The following is a 22,435-nucleotide window of genomic DNA, read 5'->3' as shown; positions in this document are numbered from 1 at the left end:
CGGGGATGTCAACATATCTGGCGTTGACTTTTGGCACGCTGTTGAGTTCTCAAGGAACGGACGCTTCCTTCGGACCGCCTTCCAGCGGACCCTCCAGGCTTCGTTCTTTCGTGTTTCCAGCTTATCAGACGCTTTCCGCTCCGTTTACCGGGGCTTTCTGCTTCCGACCTGCTGGTGCCTTCCAGCGCTTGGCGCCCTGTCCGACGTTTCAAACCTTAGCCGACCCGCGCTCCGAAAAGCGAATCCGGCCGCAATCCGATAAAACGAACACGCCACATAAAGACCAGGCCGGCGGCTGCACATGACAGGTTTGCCCGGCCCGAGTCCGGAAGTGTTGGTTCAGAGGATTGGCCGCCCCGGGACCGTCCGCGCTGACGCGTGTCCGGTGCTCCCAGTCGAGCGACTGGGAGACAGTACTCCTCCTCCGTTCCCGAGACAAACTCCCTGCGTGAACGACACGGGGCGCTCCTTCCCCCCTACTTGAACAGGCGGTCACCGCTGGTGGCCATGCGGTAGGTACCGCTGTGGCGCTTCACCCAGTCCCGGACAAGGTTGACGGCGTTGGCGCCCTGCCAGGTGTTGTCGTACTCGCGCACGCCGGTGAAGGCGCCGTAGCCCGCGATGATGCCGTCCACCTGGGCGCCGGCCGTCGGTCCACTCCGGCCTCGCCGGACGGATATCAGCATGAGGTGAACACTTCACCACGGGGCGTGATCGTGTTAGCGTCCCTCGGATGTCGAGGATTCTGGTCACCGATCTGGACGGCACCTTACTCGGCGGCACCCGGGACGACCGGCGCCGATTGCGCGACGCCCTGGCCCTCCACCCCGAGGTGACCCTGGTCTTCGCCACCGGGCGCGGGCTGGCCTCCGTCCGTGAGGTCGTTCGCGATCCGCTCGTCCCGCGGCCCCGGTGGATCATCGCCGACGTCGGTGCCACCGTCGCCGACGGTACGGACTTCACCCCGATCGACCCGGTGCAGGAACACCTGCGGACCGGCTGGCCGGGCCCGGACCGGGTTCGCGCCGCGCTGCGCCGATTCCCCCAACTCGGCTACCAGCACGGCGTCGTCCAGGACGGCCGCTGCTCCTACCACCTCGCCCCCGAGCGGCTCACCGACGAACTCACCGCAGCCGTCGAGGCCCTCGGCTGCACCTGGGTGTACTCGGCGGACCGTTTCTTCGACGTCCTGCCGCCGGGAGCGTCCAAGGGCAACGCCCTTCGGGCCCTGGCCGGGAAACTGGGCTGGAAGCCCGACGAGATTCTCGTCGCCGGCGACTCCCTCAACGACCTCTCGCTGTTCCGGGCCGGCACGCACGCGGTGGTCGTCGCCGGAGCCGAACCGGCCCTGCTCACCGCCCTCACCACTCACGCCGACAACCCGTTCCTGCACCGCCCCGGCCGGGCCGGCGCGGCCGGCGTCCACGCGGTGCTCCAGGAGCTCGGCTGGCTCGCCCCCGCGGCCGAGCCCACGCGCTCCGGTCCCGAACACGCTGCGGGCCCGCACTCCCTCGTGGTGGCCTACCACCGCCCACCGCTGCACTGGAACGGCGAGAGCTGGCAGCCGCCCAGCAGCCCCAACGGCATCCTGCCCACCCTGACCAGCGCCTTCACCGACGGCCTGCCGGGCGTCTGGGTCACGGCTCTGGTCGGTGGCGCCCCGTGCGGCGACCGCGCGCACCCCACCGGGCTGCCGCTCTCCCCCGTACCGCTCGACGAGGACGCCTGGACCGGCTACTTCCACCGCGCCTGCAAGGAGACGCTGTGGCCGGTCCTGATGTCCGAACCGGGCCGGTCGGTCTTCGACGAACGGGCCTGGGCCGACTACCGGACGGTCAACGCCCGCTTCGCCCGCCACATCAGCGCACAGGCCGCGCCCGGCGCCACCGTCTGGCTCCACGACTACAACCTCTGGCTGGTCCCCGGCGTGCTGCACCGCATCCGGCCCGACCTCAGAACCGGGATCTTCCACCACACCCCCTTCCCGGCCCCGGACGTCTTCGCCACCCTCCCGGTCGCCGCCGAACTTCGCAGCTCGCTGGCGCGCCTCGACTGGGCGGGCTTCCACACCGAGGACTTCGCCGGACACTTCCGCCGGACCCTGGCCGGCCTGCCCGATCCGCCGCGCACCGGCGTCCACCCGCTCGGGGTCGACCGGCCCGCCGTCGAGAAGCTCGCCGTCGAGAGGCTCGCCCACCTCTGCATGCCCCGCCGCGATCCGGCCGTCGGCCGAGTGGTGCTCTCGGTCGAACGCCTCGACTACGCCAAGGCCCCGATCCAGAAGGTGGAGGCCGTCGATCACCTGCTCTCCCGTCGGCCCGGACTGCGCGGCCGGCTGACCTTCCGGCTGGTCTGCCCGCCGCCCGAGCCCGGCATCACCGCCTACGACACCACCCGCCATCAACTCGAACAGCGCGTCGCCGAGGTCAACTCCCGGTGGCAGCAGGGAATTTGGCAGCCGATCGACTACCGTCCCCGCAGTCTGTCCACCACCGAGGTCGTCGACGAGTACCTGTCGGCGGACGTGCTCTGGGTGACCTCGCTCCAGGACGGGATGAACCTGACCGCCAAGGAGTTCATCGCTGCCCGGGCCGCCCTGCTGCACAGTGACGCGGAGCCGGGAGTCCTGGTCCTCTCCCGCCACGCCGGCGCCGCGGCCGAACTCGGCGAGGCCGCCCTGCTCACCGACCCGCGCTCGCCCGGGGACCTCGCCACCGTCCTGGCCCGCGCCCTCGACCTCGCCCCCACCGAACGCCGGGCCCGCATGGCGCGGCTCGCCGAACTCCTCGGTCGGGAGCGGCCCGCGGACTGGGCCGCCCGGATCGTCCACGCGATCCGCAGCACCTCCGTCACGTCGCCGAAGGCCCGGCCATCCGCCCACCCGCGGCCGGAAACCGCGGGGTGGACCTGAACCGAAGCCACCGGCGACGGCCCCGGTCCGTCGAACCGGCCCTCGTCGTGTCCGGACGAGGCTGTCCGGTGGAGGGTCTCCGGACGGCACGGTCCGGAGACGGGGTCCGGACGGACTCGGCGGCCGACAGACGCACCCGTCAGCGTCTCGGGCCGGCCACGGCGTACAGCGCGCCGCCGGTCACCAGCAGCGCCACCGCGGCCCAGGTGGACGCCTCCGTGCCGGGGGGAAACGTCATCCAACCGACCGCCTTCCCCACGGTGTTGGGCGGCAACGGCGGGACGAGGACGGTGAACGCGAGCCAACCGGTCGGTAGCGTCCAGGCGAGGTGCGCCCCGAAGAGCACCGCCCCGAGCGCGGCCAGGCCGACCAGGCCCGCGCTGTCCCGGGCGACGACCTCGGTGGGGACGAACTTCGGGCCCACCGCCTGGACGGCCAGCAGCGCCGCACCGGCGACCGCGCCGATCAGCACCGTGTGCGCCGCCCGGCGGGGCACCCACCGGATCGCGGCCGTCCGGTCCAGTGCGAGGTCCTGCCCGCCGAACCCGACGGAGCCGGCCGCCACGCTCGCGGCGAGCACGAAGAACGCGGTCGGGTCCATCGCATCCGCCGCACCCGTACCGTCGCCCCGGGTGAAGGCCCACACCGCCAACGCGACGAGCGCGACCGCGGCGGCCGACGTGGGCACCTGTCGTGAACGTGCGTACAGCATCAGCCACCTCATCGCGACGCACCCCCGGCCGGCAGCTCGCGCAGCCTCGCCGTGCAGGAGAGGGCGGCGGTGCGCAGCTCGGCGATCCGCGAGCGTTGCTCGGCGGGCGCCAGTCCCTTCAGCTCCTGCCAGGCGGCGTCGGCATCCGCCCAGGTCCTGCGCGAGTACTCGTCGGTGGCCAGCTCCACCATCGGTCGGAGGGCTGGGTCACCGAGGGCCCAGCTCACGGCCATGCTCTGGAGGGCGACGTCGTCCTGTCCCCCGCCCTCCCGGGAGGTCCGGGCGTGGCAGCTCGGTGCCAGTCCCTGGGCGACCAGCGCGCGGGTCAGGTCCTCGCCGGACGCATCGATGAACAGCTGCTCGTCGAAGTCGACCAGCACCGCGTCACCGGGGAGTGAGCGGGGATCGCCGAGCGCGCGCAGCGCGGTGTCCTCCCGCACCGAGGTCGGCGCCTTGTCTCCCAGGACGTCGTGCAGCACGCTCAGCGCCTCCCGGGCGCGCGGCGCGAGTTCGGCCAGGTGCGACCGGCTGGCCTGGGTCACGCACACCGGCCCGTCGCACACCATGGCCGCGGCGGCCTTGTCGACGACGTAGCTGTCGCGCGGGGCGGCCGGCAGGATCAGCAGGGCCACGGCCGCGCCGGCCAGCGCGGGAGTCACCGCGAGCAGCCGGGCCCGACGGGTGGCGGCCGCCAGCAACGCGAGGCCGGTGGCGAGCAGGCCGAGCAGCCAGACCGTCTGGCCGAGGTGGACGGAGTCGGACAGGGTCAGCAGCATCTGCCGCGGCTCCGCGGTCACCGGGGACAGCAGGCCGAGCCGGTTCGACGTCCTGCTCTCCGGCACCTCCCCTTCGATCCGCACGCGCAGCATGTTCGTCATCACGAGGCAGGCCACCACCAGGGCCGGCGGGGTGAGGACGGAGGGCAGCGTCCGCGCGACGCCCATGGCGAACACGGCGGCCGCGACGAGGCCCAGGACTGCCACCAGCGGGATCGGCAGCCAGCCGAGGCCCGTGTAGGTGGTCGGGCCGAGCGCCACCTGTGTTCCGCCGACGATGGTGAGGAGGCCGAAGCCCACCACGAGCGCGAGCGCGGTCGCTCCCGCCGGCAGCGCCGCACGGCGCCAGGCCGGCAGCGGCGTGGTCGCCAGCAGTTCGGTCATCCGCGAGCGGCGTTCACGCAGCCCGTAGACCGCCCCGATGCCGACCACGAACGGCATCCAGAAGGCCAGCTGGGAACGGGTCCACATGGCCATGGTGGTCCACTGGGCCGTCCACCCGGCGGTGCCCTGCCACCAGATCCCGTCGATCAGGAAGAAGACCGCCAGACTGCCGGCCAGGACGACGGCGCCGGCCCACGGGGCGGCCGAGCGCTTCAGTTCGGTTCGCAGCACACGTCCGTTCACCAGGCGCTCCCCAGCTGTCCGGAGTCACGGAGCAGCGCCGAGTAGCCGCGCTCCAGGGGGCTGTCGCCCGGGTGCTCGGTGCTGCCCGCGGCGGCCAGCTCGTCCGGCGTGCCCTGGAAGACGAGGCGGCCGTCGGCGAAGAGCACCACGTCGGAGCAGGCGGCCGCGACGTCCTCGACCAGGTGAGTGGAGACGACCACGCAGGTGTCGCGGCCCAGTTCGTGCAGCAGCTCGCGGAAGCGCAGCCGCTGTGCCGGGTCGAGGCCGGCCGTCGGCTCGTCCAGCAGCAGCACCGCCGGAGAGTTGACGATGGCCTGGGCGATGCCGGCCCGCCGCACCATGCCGCCGGACAGGGTCTTCATCCGGTGGTCGGCGCGGTCCGCCAGGCCCACCCGTTCCACGGCGCGCTGGACGGCCTCGGGGATGTCCGTCTTCGGGACCTCCTTCAACCAGGCCATGTACTCGACGAACTCGCGCACCGTGAAGCGCTTGTAGAAGCCGAAGTCCTGCGGCAGGTAGCCGATGCGGCGGCGAAGGGCCCGGTGGTCGCCCATCCTGCCCAAGGAGGTGCCGAGCATCTCCAGTTCCCCCTCGGTGGGGCGCAGCACCGTGGCCAGCGTCCGGATCAGGGTGGTCTTCCCCGCTCCGTTGGGCCCCAGGAGGCCGTGGGCACCGGTGCCCAGGGAGAGGTCGAGCCCGTCGACGGCCATCTTGTTCCGTCCGACGCGCACCCGCAGGCCGCTGGCCCGGATCTCCCAGGCGTAGGTCTTCGGCGCGGTGTCGGCCGCGCTCGTCATGGGTGTCATGCGGTGGTCCCTTTCGATGGTGGACATGGGTTTCACAGCGTCGAGTACGCGTCCCTGCGGGCGATCACGGCGCCGGTGCCGAGCGCGAGGAGCAGCCCCCACACGGGCAACCGGTCCGGCTGCAGGGCCAGTTGCAGGACGGCGGGGACACGGCCGGTGACCGATGCGGGTGCCACGACGGCGACGCCCCACGCGACCGCCAGCCCGACGGCGGCGCGGGTCACCCCGACCACGCTGCCCAGCGCCAGGGCGGTGGAGGTGAAGGCCAGGGAGGGGAGCAGCCACTGCCCGGCCGTCATGGTCCCGGTCAGCCATCCCCCCAGCAGTAGCGCGGGCAGGACCACCACGAGGACCGAGGTGGTGCGCCTGAGCAGCAGGGGCAGGCCGGCCCGGGCGGTCGAGGCGGTCAGTTCGTGTGCCGGGTCCAGGCCGCTCGACCACGACGCGGCGACACCGCACAGCGGCAGCACCGGCGCGACCAGCGACACCGGCGAGGAGCCGCCGAGGACTTCCGACGGCGCGGCCGCGTCCAGCAGCAGCGCCACCAGGGTGACGACGGCGGTCATGGCCAGCCACGGGGTCATGGCCGGCGTCAGCCAGGACGACACCCACCTCGGACGGTGCCGCCGCGAGGCCACCTTGACCGCCGCGTCCAACTGCGGTTCCAGACCGGCCCGGACGGTCTCGACGAGCGCGGCGATGCCGGGCGCTCCGGTGGCCACGGAGGCCGCCAGGTGGCTCCGGCAGGGCGCGCACGTCTCCAGATGGGCCTCCAGTGCCCAGACCGTGTCCGCCGCGATCGTCACGTCGCCACGTGCGTAGTCGTCGATCAGCTGCCTGGACGCGTGTTCCCCGCTCATGCGCCCACCTCGCTCCGCTCGGCAGGCGCTTCGCGCAACGCACACCTCTCGACGACTCTCCCCCAGCCTTCGGCCGGGGGGACCCCCATGCTTCGCCCGCTCATGCCAGCGCCTCCCGCATCGCGATCCGGGCCCGACGGGCACGGGTCTTGACCGTGCCTTCGGGCAGTCTGAGCAGGACGGCGGTCTCCCGGACGGAGAGCCCGTCGAGCACCGTGGCCTGCAGTACCTCTCGGAGTTCCGGCGCCAGCCGTCGCAGGGCGTCGCCGACGTCGCCGCCGACGGTCCCGGCGAGCGCCTCCTCCTCCGCCGCGGGCACCACCGCCCGCTCGGCGGCGGCGACCGGCGGTTCGGCGTGGTGGGCACGGCGCCGGAACGCATCGACGAGGCGGCGTGCCGCGATCGTCCACAGCCACCCGACGGCCGTCCCGCCGACCGCGCTCCCGGCGAACGCGCCGGCCGCGCGCCACACCGCGAGATAGGTCTCCTGCATGACTTCGGCGACGATCTGCTCGTCCGCGCAGCGGCGGCGCAGCCGCACCGCCAGCCATGGCGACGTACGCCGGTACAGCTCGTCGAACGCCCCGCGGTCACCCTTGGCCACCAGCCGGAGGAGGCGCTCCTCGTCCACGTCGTCCAGTGCTCTCCTGCGTGATCTCACACCAGCCAGACGCGCGATCCGACGCCCGGGTTCTGCGCCCGACGTGACCTGCGTCACACGATGGAATCCCGGCCATCGGGTCGGATCCGGCCACTCCGGTCGAGGTCAGCGCGGTGGACGCCCCGAAGAGCGCGGAGGGCGGAGATCCCGGAGTCGTGCCCGGGTCCCGGGTCTGCGAACGCGGCGGCCTGGCACGACGGCGGCGTCCTGAACCCGCCTCAGCCCGCCGCGCCCGCGTGCAGGAGGTCCTCGGCGCGGGCGGCCAAGCCGCCCGCGCCGCAGTGGGTGGCCAGCTCCAGCCCCCGGGCCAGGGCGGTGCGGGCGGCCGGAGTGGCACCCAACGCCTCGCCCAGATCGACCAGGGCGATGGCGTGCTCGTAGCGGGCGGGTGACCGTTCCAGGTGCCGGACGGCCTGCGCGAGCAGCTCGGCTGCCCGGGACCGGTCGTGTACCGACGCGCAGAGCCGCAGAGCGCTGCCGATGGCCGAGTCCGTCCCGGACTCCCGCGCCCGGCAGACGGCCTCCTCGGCGAGGTCACGGGCCCGGTCCGGCTGGTCGGGGGCGACGGCGCGCGCCAGGTGCCCGAGCCACGGCGCCCACACCGTGTTGCGCCACCCTCGCGCGTCCAGGGCCGCGCCGGCGGCGGTCAGTGCGGCGACCGCGCCGGGCGCGTCGCCCCGGGCCAGGAGGAGGCGGCCGTACAGGGTGGGGGCGTCGGGCAGCACCATCACCGTCGGGTACGGCGGGCCGAAGGCGTACTTGCGCGCCAGCTCCAGGGCCTCGGACAACCGGCCGCGCGCGGCCACGGTCTCGGCCAGCGCCCCGACCGCGTCCCAGTGCAGCGGGGCGTCCGGGCCTATCCGTTCGGCGATGCGCAGAGCCCGGCGCAGGTAGTCCTCCGCCTCCGCAAGGGCACCGCAGCGGAACCGGAGCATGCCGGTCAGCAGGTAGGCGAAGCCGAGGTGGCCGCCGCTCCACCCGGCGATTTCGTACGCGCGGACCGCCTCGGTGAACAGTTCCTCCGCCCGGTCGACCCGGTCGGCGTAGAGGTAGCTGACGCCGAGGATGCCGGGCAGCTCGAAGCCCCAGGTGGTGTTGGTCCAGCCGAGGCTGCGGGGCAGGCGGCCGCCCGGCAGCGCGGACTCGGCCAGGGCGATCGCCTCCTCGCGGTCCACGCCGCGCAGCGTGAGGTCCCAGCAGCGCAGCACGGCCACCGCGTGGGCCAGGCCGTTGTGTTCGAAGACGGCCTGGTCCGGGGGCGGCTCGCCGTTCGCGCCGGTGGCGGTGGCGGCGGAGGCCGAGTCGCCCGCCCCGATGTCGCTGAAGGCCATGCCGACCGTTTCGAGCATCCGGTCGAACTCCGCGAGCCTCCGGGAGCGGCCCGGACCGTCCTCGTCCTCGGACTGGAACGCGGCGAACATGAAGTGGGCGACTTCCAGACGCAGGCGGCCCGGGCCGGGAAGGGTGCGAGCGGCTTCCTCGGCGCACACCCCGGCGGCCTCGCCGAGCCGGTTGCTGTGGGCGAGGGCCTGTGCGAGCCGGAAGATCGCGTCGACCCGGAGCTCGGAGCTCAGCCCGTACGGGTCCGCGAGTGCCAGGCGCAGCTGGTTGACCGTGGTCGCCGGGTCGGTGAGCAGTGCCGAGCAGCCGAGTTCGTAGAGCACCTCGGCCCTGTCCTCGTCGGCGGGCGGTTCGCTGATGGCGCGGCGCAGGCAGCGCTGGGCCGCCTCGGGCGCACCGATGGCCAGGTGCTCGCGGGCCGCCCGGCGCAGCTTGCCCACGATCTCGAGGTCGCCCTCGGGCAGGGTCTCCAGCAGGTGGCGGGATGCCGTCAGCAGGCCGAGGCCTGCGTTCTCGGTCTCGACGGCGGCGACCCCGTGCATCCCGGTGCGGGTGGCGGGAGGCATCGACTGGTAGACCGAGGTGGCGATCAGCGGGTGGACGAACTCCAGCCGACCTCCCGGCGTGCTGATCAGGACCCCGTGCCGGCGCAGCTCCCGGACGGACTCGGCGGCGGTCTCCGGGCCCTGAGCACAGATGACGGCGGCGAGGTCCGGGCGGATGTCGGTGCCCAGCATGGACGCCGCCCAGGCGAACCGCACCGTGGTCGGGCCGATCTTGTCCAGCCAGTGCCGGAGCGTCATCCCCCGTGCGCTGGCGGCGAGTTCGCGCAGCTGGTCGGCGCTCTCCTCGACGGGGTCGAGCTGCTGGTCGAGCACCTCGCGCAGCAGGGCGGTGGTCTCGTACGGGTTGCCGCCGGTGACCGCCCAGACGTGGCGGCAGAAGGCGTCCTCCGCCTGCGCGCCCAGGGTGGAGCGGACCAGCCGCGCGACCGAGGCCGGCTGGAGCGGCCGCAGTTCGTGCCGCCGGTCGGCCCTGCCGACGAGGCCGCGTTGCAGTGCCAGGGCGTCGTCGGGGAACTCGTCACGGCAGGCGAGCACCAGCAGGGCCGGCAGCTCCCGTACCCGCACCGCGAAGCCCGCCAGCCAGCCGAGCGACTCCGCATCGGCCCAGTGCAGGTCGTCGACGATCACGGCCAGCGGCGAGCGGCGCTGCACGAGGCGGGTGAGCACGAAGTCCAGCCCGTCCCGCACTCCCTGCGGGTCGAGCCGCTCTCCGGGTGGCAGCAGCCCCACCACCGGACCGACGATGTCCTCCCAAGGCCCGAACACCTGCGCCCGGTCCTCGTCGGACAAGGCCGCCAGCACCGGCTGCACCAGCTGGCGCACCACGTGGAACGGCTCGTGACGCTGCCTCTCCCCGCCCCGGGCGAACAGCACCGTGCAGCCCGCGCGCTCCGCCTCCCGCCGCACCTCGGTCAGCACCGCGGTCTTGCCCAGCCCGGCCGCGCCGGTGTACACCAGCAGTTCCCCGAGCCCGGTACCGACGGGCCGGGTGAGCGCCCCTACCGCCTGCCCTGCCGACCGGATCTCGGCCTCGCGCTCGTGCAGCGGACTGCCGTCCTCGCCGGCCCCACCGCCGTCCCGGGCCGCGGGCTCCCCTTCGGCCACCGTCGCCTCCAATTCGCCCTTCCAGGGCAGTCGCTACCAGTGCCGAGGCTACTGCTGAACGGACGGATCCGGTGCGGGCTTGACAATCCGCCCGGCCTGACACCGAGTGGGGACACCAGTCGGTCACGCCGCTGCGCCGCCGGACCGGCGCGTTTCCCGCCCAGCCGCCTCCGGCTGATCAGCCGGTCAGCAGGTGGACGGAATCGGTGCCCGCGTCCCCGGTAAGGTGGTGGATCGTGGCCAGTCGTAAAACGTCGATCATGGAAGCAGCGGCGCGGGTGATCGCGCGGCGCGGGGTGCGCGGGCTGCGGGTGGAGGAACTCGCGGCCGAGGCGGGTGTGTCCACCGCGCTGATCTACTACCACTTCAAGGACCGCACCGGGATCCTCCGCCAGACGCTGGAGTTCATCAACGACCGGGCGGAGCGGTACACGACCGAACGCGCCGCTGACGCCCCGCCGCTGACGCCCCGCGAGGAACTGGAACAGACCCTGCTGCTGGAGCTCCAGGACACCGCCGAGGTGCGGGAGAACAGCACCGCCTGGGGCGAGCTGCGGGCGAGCGCCGTGTTCGACGAGACGCTGCGCGAGGACCTGGCGCGGGCCACCCGGATCTGGGTGCAGGAGATCGCGGAACTGCTCGGCGGCGTGCAGCCGATGTCCTCGGCGGTCGCGCTGGCCGGCGCGGCGGAGCGGCTGACCGCGCTGCTGGAGGGACTGAGCACGCGCTGGCTCAGCGGCAGCCTGCCGCTGGCGCACGCCCGCACGCTCATGGCCGATGCGATCGACGGCGAGGTGGCCCGGCTCGGGTCCTGAGCCGTACGGACCGCTCAGGGAGCGCCACTCTGCGCAGGGAGCCCGTCAAGGATGCATTATGGCACGCCCATGAGTTTGACTGATTTTTCAGTCAGTGCGAGTCTGAACCCGCAGGCAGGGTGCTGCCGCCGGCCCGTCCCCGTGGTGCGCCGCCGCGTCGCGGCGCGAAGAGTGGGAGTCGGCGGCCCTCGACACCCTTCCCGGCGCCGTCGCACGATCTGGAGCTCCTCATGACCCACTACCCCGACGACCGTTCCACCGGGCCGTACCCCCGGGTGCCGGCGGACGACGTCCCGCACGCGCGGACCTGGATGTCCTGGCCCTCCCGCCGGGGCGTGTGGGGACTGCGCCTGGGCGGCGTCCAGGAGGACATCGCCCTGATCGCCCGCACGATCGCCGAGTTCGAGCCGGTGGTCATGTGCGCCCCCGACGACTGGACCGCGAGCAAGGCCCAGTCCTGGTGCGGCGCCGGGGTGGAGGTGATCACCGCCATCCCCACCGACGACCTGTGGATGCGCGACATCGCCCCGGTGTTCCGCCAGGACGGGTACGGCGGCCTGGACGCCGTGGTCCTCAACTTCAACGGCTGGGGCAACAAGCAGGTGCACCACGACGACGCCCGGGTCGCCGAGCGCCTGGCCACCCGCCGCGGCCTGCGCCACACCTACGCGGACTTCGTCGGCGAGGGCGGCGCGATCGAGACCGACGGCGACGGCACGGTGATGGCCACCGAGAGCAGCCTGGTCAACAAGAACCGCAACCGCGGCATGAGCCGGGACGAGATCGAGGAGGCCGTCCTGGAGGCCTACGGCGCGGACACCATGATCTGGCTGCCGGGCATCAAGGGCCAGGACATCACCGACGACCACGTGGACGTCACCTCCCGGTTCGTCCGCCCCGGCATGGTGATGGTGCAGCTGCCGCCGGCGGACCGCAACGACGCCTGGGCGCGGGACGCCCGCGAGCAGTTCGCGATCCTCTCCGCCGCCACCGACGCACGGGGCCGCCGCCTCCAGGTCATCCCGGTGCACGGCCCGGACACCGTCCGCTCCCGCAGCTCGAAGTTCGTCGACTCCTACCTCAACTTCCACCTCGTCAACGGGGGCGTCATCACCGCCGAGTTCGGCGACGCGTACAAGGACGCCGCCGCCAGGGAGGCGCTCGCCGCGGCCTTCCCCGGCCGCGAGGTGGTGCAGATCGACGTCGACCGCCTGATGGCCGGCGGCGGCGGCATCCACTGCTCGACCATGCACGAGCCGCTGCCGTAGCCGGCACCCCGCACCCCGCACCCCGCACCCCGCACCCCGCACCCACCGTCCACCGTCCACCGTCCAGACCAGCAGCCGGAGTTCCCGTATGACCAACACCCCGTCCCGCCGTACCCTGATGCGCTCCCTCGCCGGTGTCGGCCTCGGTGTCGGCGCCCTCACCCTCGGCCTCACCGCCTGTGACCCCAACGGCATCGAGGACCCGGACGGCGCCGTGCCGCCCCAGCCCGGCGGCACTCCCGGCCCGCGCCGCTTCGGCGCCGAGTGGGACAAGCACCTGCGCACGGTGATGTCCTGGCCCGCCTCCGAGAACGTCTGGGGCGACCAGCTCCCGGACGTCCGCCGGGACGTGGCCTGCCTGGCCCAGGCCATCGCCGCCCGCGAACCGGTCGTGCTGATGGCCCGCCCCGAGCAGAAGGACGCCGCGCAGAAGGCCTGCGGCTCGGCGGTCGAGGTGGTGCCGATCGCCGTCGACGACCTGTGGGCCCGGGACACCCTGCCGGTGTTCGTCGAGGAGGGCGGCAGGATCAAGGGTGTCGACTTCAACTTCAACGGCTGGGGCGGCAAGCAGCAGCGCGGCAACGACTCCAAGGTCGCCAGGACGGTGCTGGCCAAGTACGGTGTCGAGCGGATCGAGACCCGGCTGGTCGCCGAGGGCGGCTCCTTCGAGACCGACGGCCAGGGCACCCTGATGGTGACCGAGAGCTCCGTCGTCAACGACAACCGCAACCCGGGCATGAGCCGTGACCAGGTCGAGGCGGAGCTGAAGCAGGTCCTCGGCGTGACCAAGGTGATCTGGCTGGCGGGCGTCAAGGGCAAGGACATCACCGACGCCCACGTCGACTGCCTGACCCGCTTCGTCGCTCCCGGTGTGGTGCTGCTCGACCAGGCCTTCCCCGGCACCCCTCCGGACGTCTGGTCCCGCTCCGCCGACCAGGCCCGCTCCGTCCTGAAGGACGCCACCGACGCGACCGGCAAGAAGCTCCAGGTGGTCGAGCTCCAGCAGCCGGACCCTGACAGGATCACCGGGCGCGGTGACGCCTTCGTCTCCTCGTACATGAACTTCTACATCGGCACCAAGGGCGTCTACCTGCCGAAGTTCGGCGACGCCCGGGCCGACGACCGGGCCCAGCAGATCCTGAAGCAGTACTACCCGGGCCGGGAGATCGTCCCGGTCAAGATCGACGCGATCGCGGCCGGCGGCGGTGGCATCCACTGCGCCACCCACGACATCCCCGCCCTCGGTTGAGCCGCGCCGGGCCGGCCCTCCGAGTCGGCCCGGCGCTCGGGGCCGGGTCCGGTCGGCGGGCCGGACCCGGCCCTGCCCTCTCACCCGGCGGGCTGCTGCTGGGTGACGCAGTGGATCCCGCCGCCGCCCGCCCCGAGGTAGTCGATGTCGAGCTGCTCGACGGTCCGGCCGGGGAACAGCCGGGCGAGGGCGGTCCTGGCCGCGCCGTCGGCCCCGGTGTCACCGAACTGGGCAGAGATCACCGCGTTGTTGCACAGGTAGTAGTTGGCGTAGGAGCCGACGAAGTTGGGGTCGGTCGAGCGGATGAGGTTGTAGTCGGGCCCCTGGATCTGGCTGACCGTGAACGGGGTGCCCTGGGCGCTGGTGGAGGTCGTCAGGATCCGGTACTGCTGCCGTGCGTCGTTCGACCAGGCGTCGGTGTCGCTCGCCGGTGGCATCTGGACCGCGGCCGTACCCGGGCCGAGGAAGCGGGACGTGGCGTCCACGTGGTCGTCGGTGATGTCCTGGCCGGCGATGCCGTTGAACCAGATCACCTTGGTGGCGCCGTAGGCGGCGCACATCGCGCTCTCGACCGCGGCCTGGGACATGCCGGGGTTGCGGTTGGCGTTGAGGATGCTGCTCCGGGTGGCCATCAGCGTTCCCGCGCCGTCGGTCTCGATGCCGCCGCCCTCGCCGACCAGGCCCGCGGCGGTGAACGGCAGGCCGAGGTAGGCGGCGACGCGCTGGGCGACCAGGGCGTCGTTGCCGTGCGGGTTCTGGTGGTTGCCCCAGCCGTTGAAGTTGAGGCCGATCGTGTCGAGGCTGCCCGTGCCGTCGGTGCGGAAGACCGGGCCGGTGTCGCGCATCCAGCAGTCGTCGACCGGGATGTCCCCGATGACGGTGACGGTGGAGCCGCACATCGAGCGCGCCTTGGCCACACTGGCCGGGTTGGCGCACATGGTCACCGGCTCGTACTTCGCGATGGTCCTGGCGATGAGGGCAATGTTCGCCTGGACACCGCTGAGCTTGTTCCGCCAGATGGTGCTGTTGTCCGGCCAGGCCATCCAGGTCCGGGTGTGGCGGACGGTGTCCGGCGGCACCCGAAAGCCGGCCGGGCCCCCGGCGGCGGTGCGAGGCTGTGCCGCCCATGCCTGCCCGCCACCGCTCGCGGCGGTCAGCGCGGTGCCGGCGACGGCGAGTCCGGCGGCCGTCAGGAACCGGCGTCGGCCGAGTTGTCCGTCGGTGGTGGTGGTCCGGTGGGGTCTGAAGCTGTCCTCCATCACTGCCTCCCTGTCAAAGTCTCCTGCTGGTCCAGCAGTTGACCGAAAAGGTAAAACTGGCCAAGCGCTCGGTCAATACTTTGCGCAGCTATCGGGACGGATGCGCCCCTGCCGGGCTCCCCCAGTCGTTACAGTGACGGCCATGGCGACACAGGCGACAGGCACGGCCGCACGAACGGCCTCCGGAGCGGGCGGCCCCGGCCGGGCGCGCGCTTCCGCCAAGGGCGAGCAGACCCGGGCCCGGCTGATCGCCGCGGCCCGTACCCTGCTCGCGGGCGACGGCGCCGGGCGGTTCACCACCCGCAACGTGGCCGCGCTCTGCGGGGTCTCGCACGGGATGTGCCACTACCACTTCGCGGACCGCACCGACCTGATCGTCGCCGTCGTGGCGGACATCCGGCCCGAGTGGATCACACCGCTGGAGGAGGCGGTCGCCGGCCCCGGCGGCTACGCCGAGCGCGCCGAGCGGGTCCTGACGCTGCTCACCCGGCCCGAGAGCCCCGACCTGGCCCGGCTCCACGCCGCCCTGCACTGGCTCGCCCTCAACGACGAACGCGTCCGAGCGAGCCTGGAGGCCGAGTACGCGCGCTGGCGGGCCTCCTTCGTACGGCTGTTCCGGTGTCTGACGGACGAACGCGGCGACGGCGCCGACCCGGCCCCCCTCGGGGAGGCCTTCGCCGCCGCCGTCGACGGGCTCGCCGCCATCGGGTCGCTCGACGGGACGGTGGACGCCGAGCGGGTGCTGCGGACCCTGCTGGACTCGCTGTCGTCCGCCGCCCGGCCGTCCGGCGCCTGACGGTCCGCGGCCCGACCGCGCACCGCCCGACCGCCCGGCGCCCGACCGGTCACGGGGTGGAGCCGGGCGCGACGGGCTGCTGCCGGGTGGCGCAGTGGATCCCGCCGCCGCCCGCGGCGATGTGGTTGATGCCGACCTGGGTGACCTTGCGGCCGGGGTGGAGGCCACCGATGATCCCGGCCGCCCGGTCGTCGGTGGCCTGGTCCCCGAAGCGCGGAACGATGACGCCGCCGTTGCAGACGTAGTAGTTGATGTACGTGGCCAGGAAGTCCTTGCCCGCGCCCGGGATCCGGCCGATGTCGGGCTCGGGGAGGTCGACCACCTCGAGCGTGCGGCCCTTGGCGTCGGTCTCCGACCGGAGTACCCGCAGCGCCTGCGCGGAGGCGGTGGTCCACACGTCCGGCGGGGCGTCGGCGGCGGGACGGTGCAGCAGCACGGTGCCCGGCTCGGCGAAGCGGGCGAGCGCGTCGACGTGGCTGTCGGTGATGTCCTGCCCGGCGACGCCCTGGAACCAGATCACCTTCTCGACGCCGAGCAGTTCCTTGAGGCTCGCCTCGATCTGGTCGCGGGACGCGCCGGGGTTGCGGTTGCCGTTGACCCAGGAGCTCTCGGTGGCCATCAGCGTGCCCTCGCCGTCCACCTCGATGCCGCCGCCCTCACCGGTGATCGGCGCCTGGATGCGGGTGATGCGGTAGTGGTCGAGGAGGTTGCGGGCGACCTGGCCGTCGTTGGCGTGGGTCTGCTTGTCGCCCCAGCCGTTGAAGTTGAAGTCGACCCCGGCGAGCCCCTGGGGGCCGGTGACGAAGGTCGGGCCGGTGTCCCGGACCCACAGGTCGTCGACCATCAGTTCGAGCACCTCGACCGAGGAGCCGCAGGCCTGCCGGGCCTGGTCGGCCTGGTCGGGGCGGGCCAGCAGGACGACCGGCTCGAAGCCGGCGATCGCCTGGGCCAGCCCCGCGATGTCCTGTCGGACGCCGGGCAGCTGGTCGCCCCACACCTCCTCCAGCGCCGGCCAGGCCATGAAGGTCCGGGTGTGCGGGTCGGATTCGGCCGGCATGGCCCACCCGCCCGCCGCCGCGCTTCCGGACGGGGCCGCACCCGAGGCCGTACCGCCCGGGCCGGGCCGCGACTCCGCTCCGCTGCCGGAGGAGCAGCCACCGGCCAGAGCCAGTGCGGCGAGCGCGGCCCCGGACTGCAGGATCGAGCGGCGGGACGGCCGGGGGTGAGCCATGGAGCCTCGTTCCGGTTGGTGTCGGGTTCGGCTCCGCAGGCTACTGATCGGAATGTCGGATTCCGGCGCGGCACGCACCCGCCGTTCGGGGGGAATCCGCTCGTCCTTCCTGCGGCAGTGGCGCCGGGCCGGCAGGTTCACTGCTGCCCGGCGTCACCGCCGGTGTTGCCCGGTCGCCTCGGCCCGGCAGGCCCCACCACCTGCCGGGCCGGGGCCGCCTTACAGTGCGCGGCGCGCGGCGGCGATCCGGTCGGGATCCCAGCCGGGCCGTGGGACGGACTCCAGCAGCAGCCGGGTGTAGGCGTGCTGCGGGGAGTCGAGGACCTCGGCGGTGGGGCCGGATTCGACGATCGCTCCGTGGCGCATCACGACGACCTCGTCGGTGACGCAGCGGACGACGCCGAGGTCGTGGGTGATGAACAGGTAGCCGACGCCGGTCTCCTCGCGGATGTCCGCGAGCAGGTTGAGGACCTGCGCCTGCACGGACACGTCGAGTGCGGCGACCGCCTCGTCCAGCACCAGCACGGCCGGCTGGACGGCCAACGCCCTTGCGATCGCGACGCGTTGGCGTTGGCCGCCGGAGAGCTGCCGGGGCAGCGCGTCGGCCGCCCTGGTACCGAGGCCGACCTGGTCGAGGAGTTCGCGGATCCGGGCCGCGTGGTCGGCGCCGGGGAAGTGCAGGCGCAGGGTCTCCCGGAGCACGGCCTCGACGCTGGTGCGCGGGTCGAGCGAGAGGTACGGGTCCTGGAAGACCATCTGGACCTCGCGGGCGCGCTCCAGCCGCCCGGTCCTGCCCCGCGCCCGTCCGGTGCGGGCCCGGCCGCGGACCAGCACCGCGCCCTCGTCGGCCTGTTCGAGGCCGACGATGATCCGGGCGGTGGTGGTCTTGCCGGAGCCGGACTCACCCACGATGCCGAGCGATCCGCCGGCGGCGAGGGTGAAGGAGACGTCGTCCACCGCCCGCACGGAGCCGAAGGTCCGGCGCAGCCCGGTGACCTCCAGTACGGTCTCAGGCATCGGCGAGGCTCCCTCGAAGCGGGTGGTGGCAGGCGACCGGGTGCGGCGCGGGGGTCTGCTCGCGGCACAGGTCGGTCGCGTACCGGCAGCGGGCGGCGAACGCGCAGCCGGTCAACTCCTGCCGCAGGTCCGGTGGTTGGCCGTCGATGGCAGCGAGCCGGCCGGGCCGGGCATCCAGCCGGGGGGTGGCGGCGAGCAGCGCGGCGGTGTAGGGGTGACGAGGCCGTTCGAACAGCGCCTCGGCGGGGCCGCTCTCGACGATCCGCCCGGCGTACATCACGTGGACCCGGTCGCTGATGGCGGCGGCGAGCCCGAGGTCGTGGGTGACGAAGAGCAGGCCGGTGCCGAAGCGTTCGCGCAGCCGGCCGAGCAGTGCGATGACCTCGGCCTGGCTGGTCACGTCGAGCGCGGTGGTGGGCTCGTCGGCGAGCAGCAGGACCGGGTCGCCCATCAGCGCGGCGGCGATCATGACGCGCTGGAGCATGCCGCCGGACAGCTGCCCGGGGTAGCGGCGCAGCAGTTCCGGGCCGAGGCCGACGGCGTCGAGGAGTTCGACCGCGCGCCGTTCGGCGTCGGCCGCGCCCGTGCGGCCGCCGAGCCGGACGCCCTCCGTGAGGAAGTCGCCGATGCGGCGCAGCGGATTGATGGCGGCGCGGGGGTCCTGGAAGATCATCGCGGCCCGGCCTGTGCGCAGCGCGCGCAGCCGGTCGGGGCCCATCGTCAGGACGTCCTCGCCGTCGACCAGGACGCTGCCCTCGGCGGTGGCGCCGGGCGGCAGCAGGCCGAGGGCGCTGCGGGAGGTGAGGCTCTTGCCGGAGCCGGACTCGCCGACCAGGGCGACGGTCTCCCCCGGGCCCACGGTGAGGTCGACCCCGTCGAGGACGGGCCGGGCGGTGCCGGGCAGGCGCAGCCGCAGGCCCCGGATGTCGAGGGCGCGCACGGGGCCCTCCGGGTTCGTGTGCTCCGCTGGGTTCACGGGGTCCTCCGGGCGACGCGGTCGGCCCAGCGCTCGCCGACGACGTTGAAGGCGACGACGGTGAGCACGATCAGGACGCAGGGCAGGATCGCGGAGAGCGGGTAGCCGTGCTGGATCGCGGTCTGGCCGTCGAAGACCATCCGCCCCCAGTCCGGGGTGAGCGCGGGGACGCCGAGTCCGAGGAAGGACAGGCCGGCCAGGTCCATGAGGGCGTATCCGAAGTTGATGGTGGACTGGGCGAGGACGATCGGGGCGATGCTGGGCAGGACGTGCCGCAGGCAGATCTGCGCGGCGGAGTGGCCCTGCACCCGGTAGGCGCTGACGTAGGGCCGTGTCCGTTCGGCCAGCACCAGGGAGCGGGTCAGCCGCGAGACGTACGGCAGGTAGGCGACCGCGAGGGCGAGGACGGGGGCGAGCAGGCCCTCCCCGTACACCGAGACGATCAGGATGGCGAGCAGCATGCCGGGGAAGGCGAAGACCAGTTCGGTGCTGCGGGACAGGACGGAGTCGAGCCAGCCGCCGCGCCAGCCGGCGACCAGGCCGACCAGGACGCCGGCCGCGGTGGAGAAGACGACCACGCCGAGCGGGCCGAGCAGGGAGGTGCGGGCGCCGAGCAGCAGCCGGGAGAGGGTGTCCCGGCCGGCGGCGTCGACGCCGAGCAGGTGGTCGGCCGAGGGGCCGGCCAGAGCGTTGCCGAGGTCGACGCCGTTCGGGTCGCTCGGGGCGATCCACGGTGCGAGCACGGCGGCGAGCACCACCAGGGCGACGATGCCCAGGCAGATCAGGTGGAGCGGGGCGCGGGCGGCCTTGAGGCGGCCGAGGCCGGGCCTGCGGGTGAGGGCGACGGTCATGCGTCGGACCTCCTCGAACCGAGGGTGACCCGGGGGTCGACCAGGGGGTGGAGCAGGTCGACGAGCAGGTTCACCGTCATGAACAGGGCGACGATGATCAGGGAGATGGCCTGGACGGTCGGGAAGTCCTTGGTGGTGGTGGACAGTTCCAGGAGCTGGCCGATGCCGCCGATGCTGAAGGCGGACTCCACCAGGATCGTGCAGACCAGCAGGGTGGAGACGATCAGGCCGCCGGTGGTCAGCACGGTGCCCAGCGAGTTGCGGAACACGTGGCGGCGGATCACCTCCCGCTCGGGCACGCCGCGGCTGCGGGCCACGGCGACGTGCTCGCCCTCCAGGGCCTCCTGCATCGCCGAGCGGGTGACCCGGGCGAGCATCCCGATGAGGTACAGCGCGAGGGCGGTCGACGGCAGGGTGAGGTGCCACAGCAGGTCGAGGAAGCCGTCACCGGTGCCGCTGGTCGGGAACCAGCCCAGCTTGACCGCGAACAGGCCCTGCAGCAGGACCGCCGCGACGAAGGAGGGGGTGCCGACGGCGAGCGTGGTGGAGACCAGGATCGCCGAGTCGGTCGCGCCGCCGCGCACCGCGCCGATCCAGCCGAGCACCAGGCCGATGACGACGACCACCAGCAGGGCCATGGCCACCAGCGTCAGGGTCGCCGGCAGCCGGTCGGCGAGCAGCCGGGAGACGTCGGTGCGGTAGGTCAGGGAGCGTCCGAAGTCGCCCTGCAGCACCTGGCCGAGCCAGCGGAGGTAGCGGACCAGGAAGGGGTCGTCCAGGTGGTACTGGTCGTTGATGGCCTGTAGGGCGGCCGGGGAGGCCGACCGCCCGGACAGCAGGAAGCTCGCCGGGTTGCCGGGCGCCAGGTACATCGCGCCGAAGACCACGAAGGACGCGCCGAGCAGGGTGGCGGCCATCTCGACCAGCCGCCGGACGGCGAATCGCAGGAAGCTCACCGTGCGGCCCCCACGTCGGCGGCCCACGGGTAGTACATGTACGCGATGGTGGTGGGGGCGCCGGTGATGCGCTTGTTGAGGAAGACGGCGGTGGGCCACTCGGCGACCGGGATCCACAGCAGCTGCTCGGAGGCGGTCTGCTGGAGCTTGGCCTCGATGGCGGCGCGCTTGGCCGGATCGTACTCGGCGGTGGCCTGGTCGACGAGGCCGTCGTAGCCCTGGTCGCTGTAGCCGGCGAAGTTCTGGTAGGCGCCGGTCCTGAAGTTGGTGAGCAGGTCGAGCGGGTCGGTCACCGAGTCGTAGTACGTCTCGGGGAACATGTCCAGGCCCTCGCGGGCCTTGGGGTCGGTGAACAGCGCGGTGAACGCGTTCGGGGCGATCGTCCGCAGCCGGACGTTCAGGCCGATCTTCGCTCCGGCGGCCTGGACGGCGGTGGAGAGCAGCGAGACGTCCTGGCCGATGGTGCTGGTGGCGACGGTGAGCGTCCTGCCCTCGGCCCCGGCCTCCTTGACCAGGGCCTTGGCCCGGTCGACGTCCTGGGTGGTGGGGGTGAGGTGCTCGAAGGCGCTCTTGCGGACGTCGTCGGGCGCTCCGGCCCAGGCGGCCCGGGTGGTGAGGGAGCCGGTGACGGTGCCCGCGCCGGCGAGGCCGGTCCTGACGAAGCCGGAGCGGTCGAGCGCAAGGGACAGCGCCTGCCGGACCCGGACGTCGCCGAGCACGCCCTGCATGCTGGTGACGTTGAGGTTGACGGTGCTCAGGCCCTCGCCGAAGTAGAGCGTGCCGGCGCCGCTCTTGCGCAGCCGGTCGTAGCTCTCGGTCGGGATCAGGTACCCGCCGTCGACGTCGCCGGTGAGCATCGCGTTGGTGCGGGCGGACGGGTCGGTGAGGAAGCTGAAGACGACCTTCCTGGACTTGGCCTTGGTGCCCCAGTAGTCGTCGAACCGCTGCAGCTCGATCGACTGGCCCTTGGCCCAGGTGCCGAGCTTGAAGGGGCCGGTGCAGTCGAGGCTGCCGCCGGTGCCGTAGTCCTTGCCGGCGGCCTCCACTCCGGCCTTGGCGGCGACCACGCCGGCGGCGGTGGCCATGTACTGCGGGAACTGGGAGTCGGGCTGCTTGAGCTTGACGGTGACCTGGAGCGGGCCGGTCCTGGTGACCGAGTCGACGTTCTGGAACACCTGGGCCCAGGCGGAGGCGTTGTCCGGGTTGGTCTGCCGGCCGAGGCTGTAGACGACGTCGTCGGCGGTCATCACCGTGCCGTCGTGGAAGTGCACGCCGGGGCGCAGGTCGTAGACCCAGGTGGTGGGGGCGGGGTTGGAGGCCTTCTCGGCCAGGCCGGGCGCCAGGGTGAGCTGGGGGGTCCAGCGCATCAGGCTCTCGCAGACGTTCGCGAGGACGGTGTTCTGCGGGTAGTCGAAGGCCTGGAGGTAGTCGAGGGTGGGCGGCTCCGCGTAGGTGGCCCAGGTGAAGGAGTCGAGCTCGCCCTTGGCCGGCGGGGTGTCGGCGGACAGCCGGACCTCCGCCTGGTCGGAGCCGCCGCGCGGCGGTCCGGAGCAGGCGGCGACCAGCGCCGTGGCCGAGAGCAGGGCGGTGGCGAGGGCGAGCCGGCCGGGGGCGGCGGCACGTCTCGCGGGCGCGGTGGGAGGCATGAGGGTG

At 73.1% G+C, this 22,435-nt stretch carries 20 protein-coding genes; 6 read left to right on the top strand and 14 right to left on the bottom strand.

From position 1 onward, the window contains the following. On the top strand, positions 1-305 hold a 305-nt coding region (locus AB0O11_RS22470; protein WP_363389743.1), incomplete at its 5' end, for a hypothetical protein. A gap of 171 nt (positions 306-476) precedes the next feature. Here AB0O11_RS22470 and AB0O11_RS22465 read toward each other — a convergent pair. Then, positions 477-686 (bottom strand): hypothetical protein, encoded by a 210-nt coding sequence (locus AB0O11_RS22465; RefSeq protein ID WP_363389741.1) that lies wholly within the window; start codon positions 684-686, stop codon positions 477-479. A 47-nt stretch (positions 687-733) separates the two neighbouring features. Between AB0O11_RS22465 and AB0O11_RS22460 the strand changes: the two genes are divergently transcribed. Then, entirely contained in the window at positions 734-2,911 is a 2,178-nt protein-coding gene (locus AB0O11_RS22460; RefSeq protein WP_363389738.1) for an HAD-IIB family hydrolase, read from the top strand. 139 nt (positions 2,912-3,050) lie between these two features. Here AB0O11_RS22460 and AB0O11_RS22455 read toward each other — a convergent pair whose 3' ends face one another. The 6 genes from AB0O11_RS22455 to AB0O11_RS22430 form a co-directional block, all read right to left on the bottom strand. After that, the gene (locus tag AB0O11_RS22455) at positions 3,051-3,635 is read right to left on the bottom strand and encodes a hypothetical protein (protein ID WP_363389735.1); all 585 of its coding nucleotides are present in this window, start codon (positions 3,633-3,635) and stop codon (positions 3,051-3,053) included. Next, the gene (locus AB0O11_RS22450; protein WP_363389732.1) at positions 3,632-5,026 is read right to left on the bottom strand and encodes a hypothetical protein; all 1,395 of its coding nucleotides are present in this window, start codon (positions 5,024-5,026) and stop codon (positions 3,632-3,634) included. Before AB0O11_RS22450 ends, AB0O11_RS22455 begins: the two co-directional genes overlap by 4 nt. After that, positions 5,023-5,832, bottom strand: coding sequence for an ABC transporter ATP-binding protein (locus AB0O11_RS22445; RefSeq protein WP_363389729.1), 810 nt, complete (start codon positions 5,830-5,832; stop codon positions 5,023-5,025). Before AB0O11_RS22445 ends, AB0O11_RS22450 begins: the two co-directional genes overlap by 4 nt. Positions 5,833-5,864: 32 nt before the next feature. Next, entirely contained in the window at positions 5,865-6,692 is an 828-nt protein-coding gene (locus AB0O11_RS22440) for a zf-HC2 domain-containing protein (protein ID WP_363389726.1), read from the bottom strand. 100 nt (positions 6,693-6,792) lie between these two features. Then, positions 6,793-7,353 (bottom strand): RNA polymerase sigma factor, encoded by a 561-nt coding sequence (locus AB0O11_RS22435; protein WP_363389723.1) that lies wholly within the window; start codon positions 7,351-7,353, stop codon positions 6,793-6,795. Between the two features lie 218 nt (positions 7,354-7,571). Then, positions 7,572-10,364 (bottom strand): AAA family ATPase, encoded by a 2,793-nt coding sequence (locus AB0O11_RS22430; protein WP_363389720.1) that lies wholly within the window; start codon positions 10,362-10,364, stop codon positions 7,572-7,574. Between the two features lie 236 nt (positions 10,365-10,600). On the opposite strand from AB0O11_RS22430, the gene AB0O11_RS22425 reads away from it, so the two are divergent. The 3 genes from AB0O11_RS22425 to AB0O11_RS22415 all read left to right on the top strand — a co-directional run bounded on the left by AB0O11_RS22425 (position 10,601) and on the right by AB0O11_RS22415 (position 13,696). Then, positions 10,601-11,179, top strand: coding sequence for a TetR/AcrR family transcriptional regulator (locus AB0O11_RS22425; protein WP_363389717.1), 579 nt, complete (start codon positions 10,601-10,603; stop codon positions 11,177-11,179). A 230-nt stretch (positions 11,180-11,409) separates the two neighbouring features. Beyond that, complete coding sequence (locus tag AB0O11_RS22420; protein WP_363389714.1) at positions 11,410-12,447, top strand: agmatine deiminase family protein; 1,038 nt, start codon at positions 11,410-11,412, stop codon at positions 12,445-12,447. Between the two features lie 88 nt (positions 12,448-12,535). After that, the gene (locus tag AB0O11_RS22415; protein WP_363389712.1) at positions 12,536-13,696 is read left to right on the top strand and encodes an agmatine deiminase family protein; all 1,161 of its coding nucleotides are present in this window, start codon (positions 12,536-12,538) and stop codon (positions 13,694-13,696) included. An 80-nt stretch (positions 13,697-13,776) separates the two neighbouring features. Here AB0O11_RS22415 and AB0O11_RS22410 read toward each other — a convergent pair whose 3' ends face one another. Beyond that, positions 13,777-14,955, bottom strand: coding sequence for an agmatine deiminase family protein (locus tag AB0O11_RS22410; RefSeq protein WP_363389709.1), 1,179 nt, complete (start codon positions 14,953-14,955; stop codon positions 13,777-13,779). A gap of 142 nt (positions 14,956-15,097) precedes the next feature. On the opposite strand from AB0O11_RS22410, the gene AB0O11_RS22405 reads away from it, so the two are divergent. After that, positions 15,098-15,751: a TetR/AcrR family transcriptional regulator gene (locus AB0O11_RS22405; RefSeq protein ID WP_363389706.1), complete on the top strand. Its 654-nt coding sequence runs from the start codon at positions 15,098-15,100 to the stop codon at positions 15,749-15,751. Positions 15,752-15,800: 49 nt separating this feature from the next. On the opposite strand, the gene AB0O11_RS22400 is transcribed toward AB0O11_RS22405, so the two are convergent. The 6 genes from AB0O11_RS22400 to AB0O11_RS22375 all read right to left on the bottom strand — a co-directional run bounded on the left by AB0O11_RS22400 (position 15,801) and on the right by AB0O11_RS22375 (position 22,428). Beyond that, complete coding sequence (locus AB0O11_RS22400) at positions 15,801-16,982, bottom strand: agmatine deiminase family protein (protein WP_363389704.1); 1,182 nt, start codon at positions 16,980-16,982, stop codon at positions 15,801-15,803. A gap of 219 nt (positions 16,983-17,201) precedes the next feature. Further along, positions 17,202-17,999 carry an ATP-binding cassette domain-containing protein gene (locus tag AB0O11_RS22395; RefSeq protein WP_363389701.1) on the bottom strand — a complete coding sequence of 266 codons (798 nt, stop codon included), beginning with the start codon at positions 17,997-17,999 and terminating at the stop codon, positions 17,202-17,204. Next, positions 17,992-18,975 (bottom strand): ABC transporter ATP-binding protein, encoded by a 984-nt coding sequence (locus AB0O11_RS22390; RefSeq protein WP_363389695.1) that lies wholly within the window; start codon positions 18,973-18,975, stop codon positions 17,992-17,994. Before AB0O11_RS22390 ends, AB0O11_RS22395 begins: the two co-directional genes overlap by 8 nt. Further along, positions 18,972-19,826 carry an ABC transporter permease gene (locus tag AB0O11_RS22385; protein ID WP_363389692.1) on the bottom strand — a complete coding sequence of 285 codons (855 nt, stop codon included), beginning with the start codon at positions 19,824-19,826 and terminating at the stop codon, positions 18,972-18,974. The genes AB0O11_RS22390 and AB0O11_RS22385 overlap by 4 nt, the downstream gene beginning before the upstream one ends. Further along, positions 19,823-20,782, bottom strand: a complete 960-nt coding sequence (locus tag AB0O11_RS22380; RefSeq protein WP_363389689.1) for an ABC transporter permease — start codon at positions 20,780-20,782, stop codon at positions 19,823-19,825. Before AB0O11_RS22380 ends, AB0O11_RS22385 begins: the two co-directional genes overlap by 4 nt. Then, complete coding sequence (locus tag AB0O11_RS22375) at positions 20,779-22,428, bottom strand: ABC transporter substrate-binding protein (RefSeq protein ID WP_363389686.1); 1,650 nt, start codon at positions 22,426-22,428, stop codon at positions 20,779-20,781. Before AB0O11_RS22375 ends, AB0O11_RS22380 begins: the two co-directional genes overlap by 4 nt. Between the last annotated feature and the right edge of the window lie 7 nt (positions 22,429-22,435).

Origin of the sequence: Kitasatospora sp. NPDC093102 (genome assembly GCF_040683915.1) — a bacterium.
GTDB lineage: Bacteria > Actinomycetota > Actinomycetes > Streptomycetales > Streptomycetaceae > Kitasatospora.
Note: the sequence above shows the minus strand (reverse complement) of the source record. Positions and strands in the feature narration are given on the sequence as shown.

Excerpts from the sequence above, each read along its gene's own strand:
- AB0O11_RS22465 (WP_363389741.1), bottom strand. The coding sequence starts at position 686 with ATGCTGATATCCGTCCGGCGAGGCCGGAGTGGACCGACGGCCGGCGCC.
- AB0O11_RS22460 (WP_363389738.1), top strand. The coding sequence starts at position 734 with ATGTCGAGGATTCTGGTCACCGATCTGGACGGCACCTTACTCGGCGGC.
- AB0O11_RS22455 (WP_363389735.1), bottom strand. The coding sequence starts at position 3,635 with ATGAGGTGGCTGATGCTGTACGCACGTTCACGACAGGTGCCCACGTCG.
- AB0O11_RS22445 (WP_363389729.1), bottom strand. The coding sequence starts at position 5,832 with ATGACACCCATGACGAGCGCGGCCGACACCGCGCCGAAGACCTACGCC.
- AB0O11_RS22440 (WP_363389726.1), bottom strand. The coding sequence starts at position 6,692 with ATGAGCGGGGAACACGCGTCCAGGCAGCTGATCGACGACTACGCACGT.
- AB0O11_RS22420 (WP_363389714.1), top strand. The coding sequence starts at position 11,410 with ATGACCCACTACCCCGACGACCGTTCCACCGGGCCGTACCCCCGGGTG.
- AB0O11_RS22415 (WP_363389712.1), top strand. The coding sequence starts at position 12,536 with ATGACCAACACCCCGTCCCGCCGTACCCTGATGCGCTCCCTCGCCGGT.
- AB0O11_RS22410 (WP_363389709.1), bottom strand. The coding sequence starts at position 14,955 with ATGGAGGACAGCTTCAGACCCCACCGGACCACCACCACCGACGGACAA.
- AB0O11_RS22405 (WP_363389706.1), top strand. The coding sequence starts at position 15,098 with ATGGCGACACAGGCGACAGGCACGGCCGCACGAACGGCCTCCGGAGCG.
- AB0O11_RS22400 (WP_363389704.1), bottom strand. The coding sequence starts at position 16,982 with ATGGCTCACCCCCGGCCGTCCCGCCGCTCGATCCTGCAGTCCGGGGCC.
- AB0O11_RS22395 (WP_363389701.1), bottom strand. The coding sequence starts at position 17,999 with ATGCCTGAGACCGTACTGGAGGTCACCGGGCTGCGCCGGACCTTCGGC.
- AB0O11_RS22385 (WP_363389692.1), bottom strand. The coding sequence starts at position 19,826 with ATGACCGTCGCCCTCACCCGCAGGCCCGGCCTCGGCCGCCTCAAGGCC.
- AB0O11_RS22375 (WP_363389686.1), bottom strand. The coding sequence starts at position 22,428 with ATGCCTCCCACCGCGCCCGCGAGACGTGCCGCCGCCCCCGGCCGGCTC.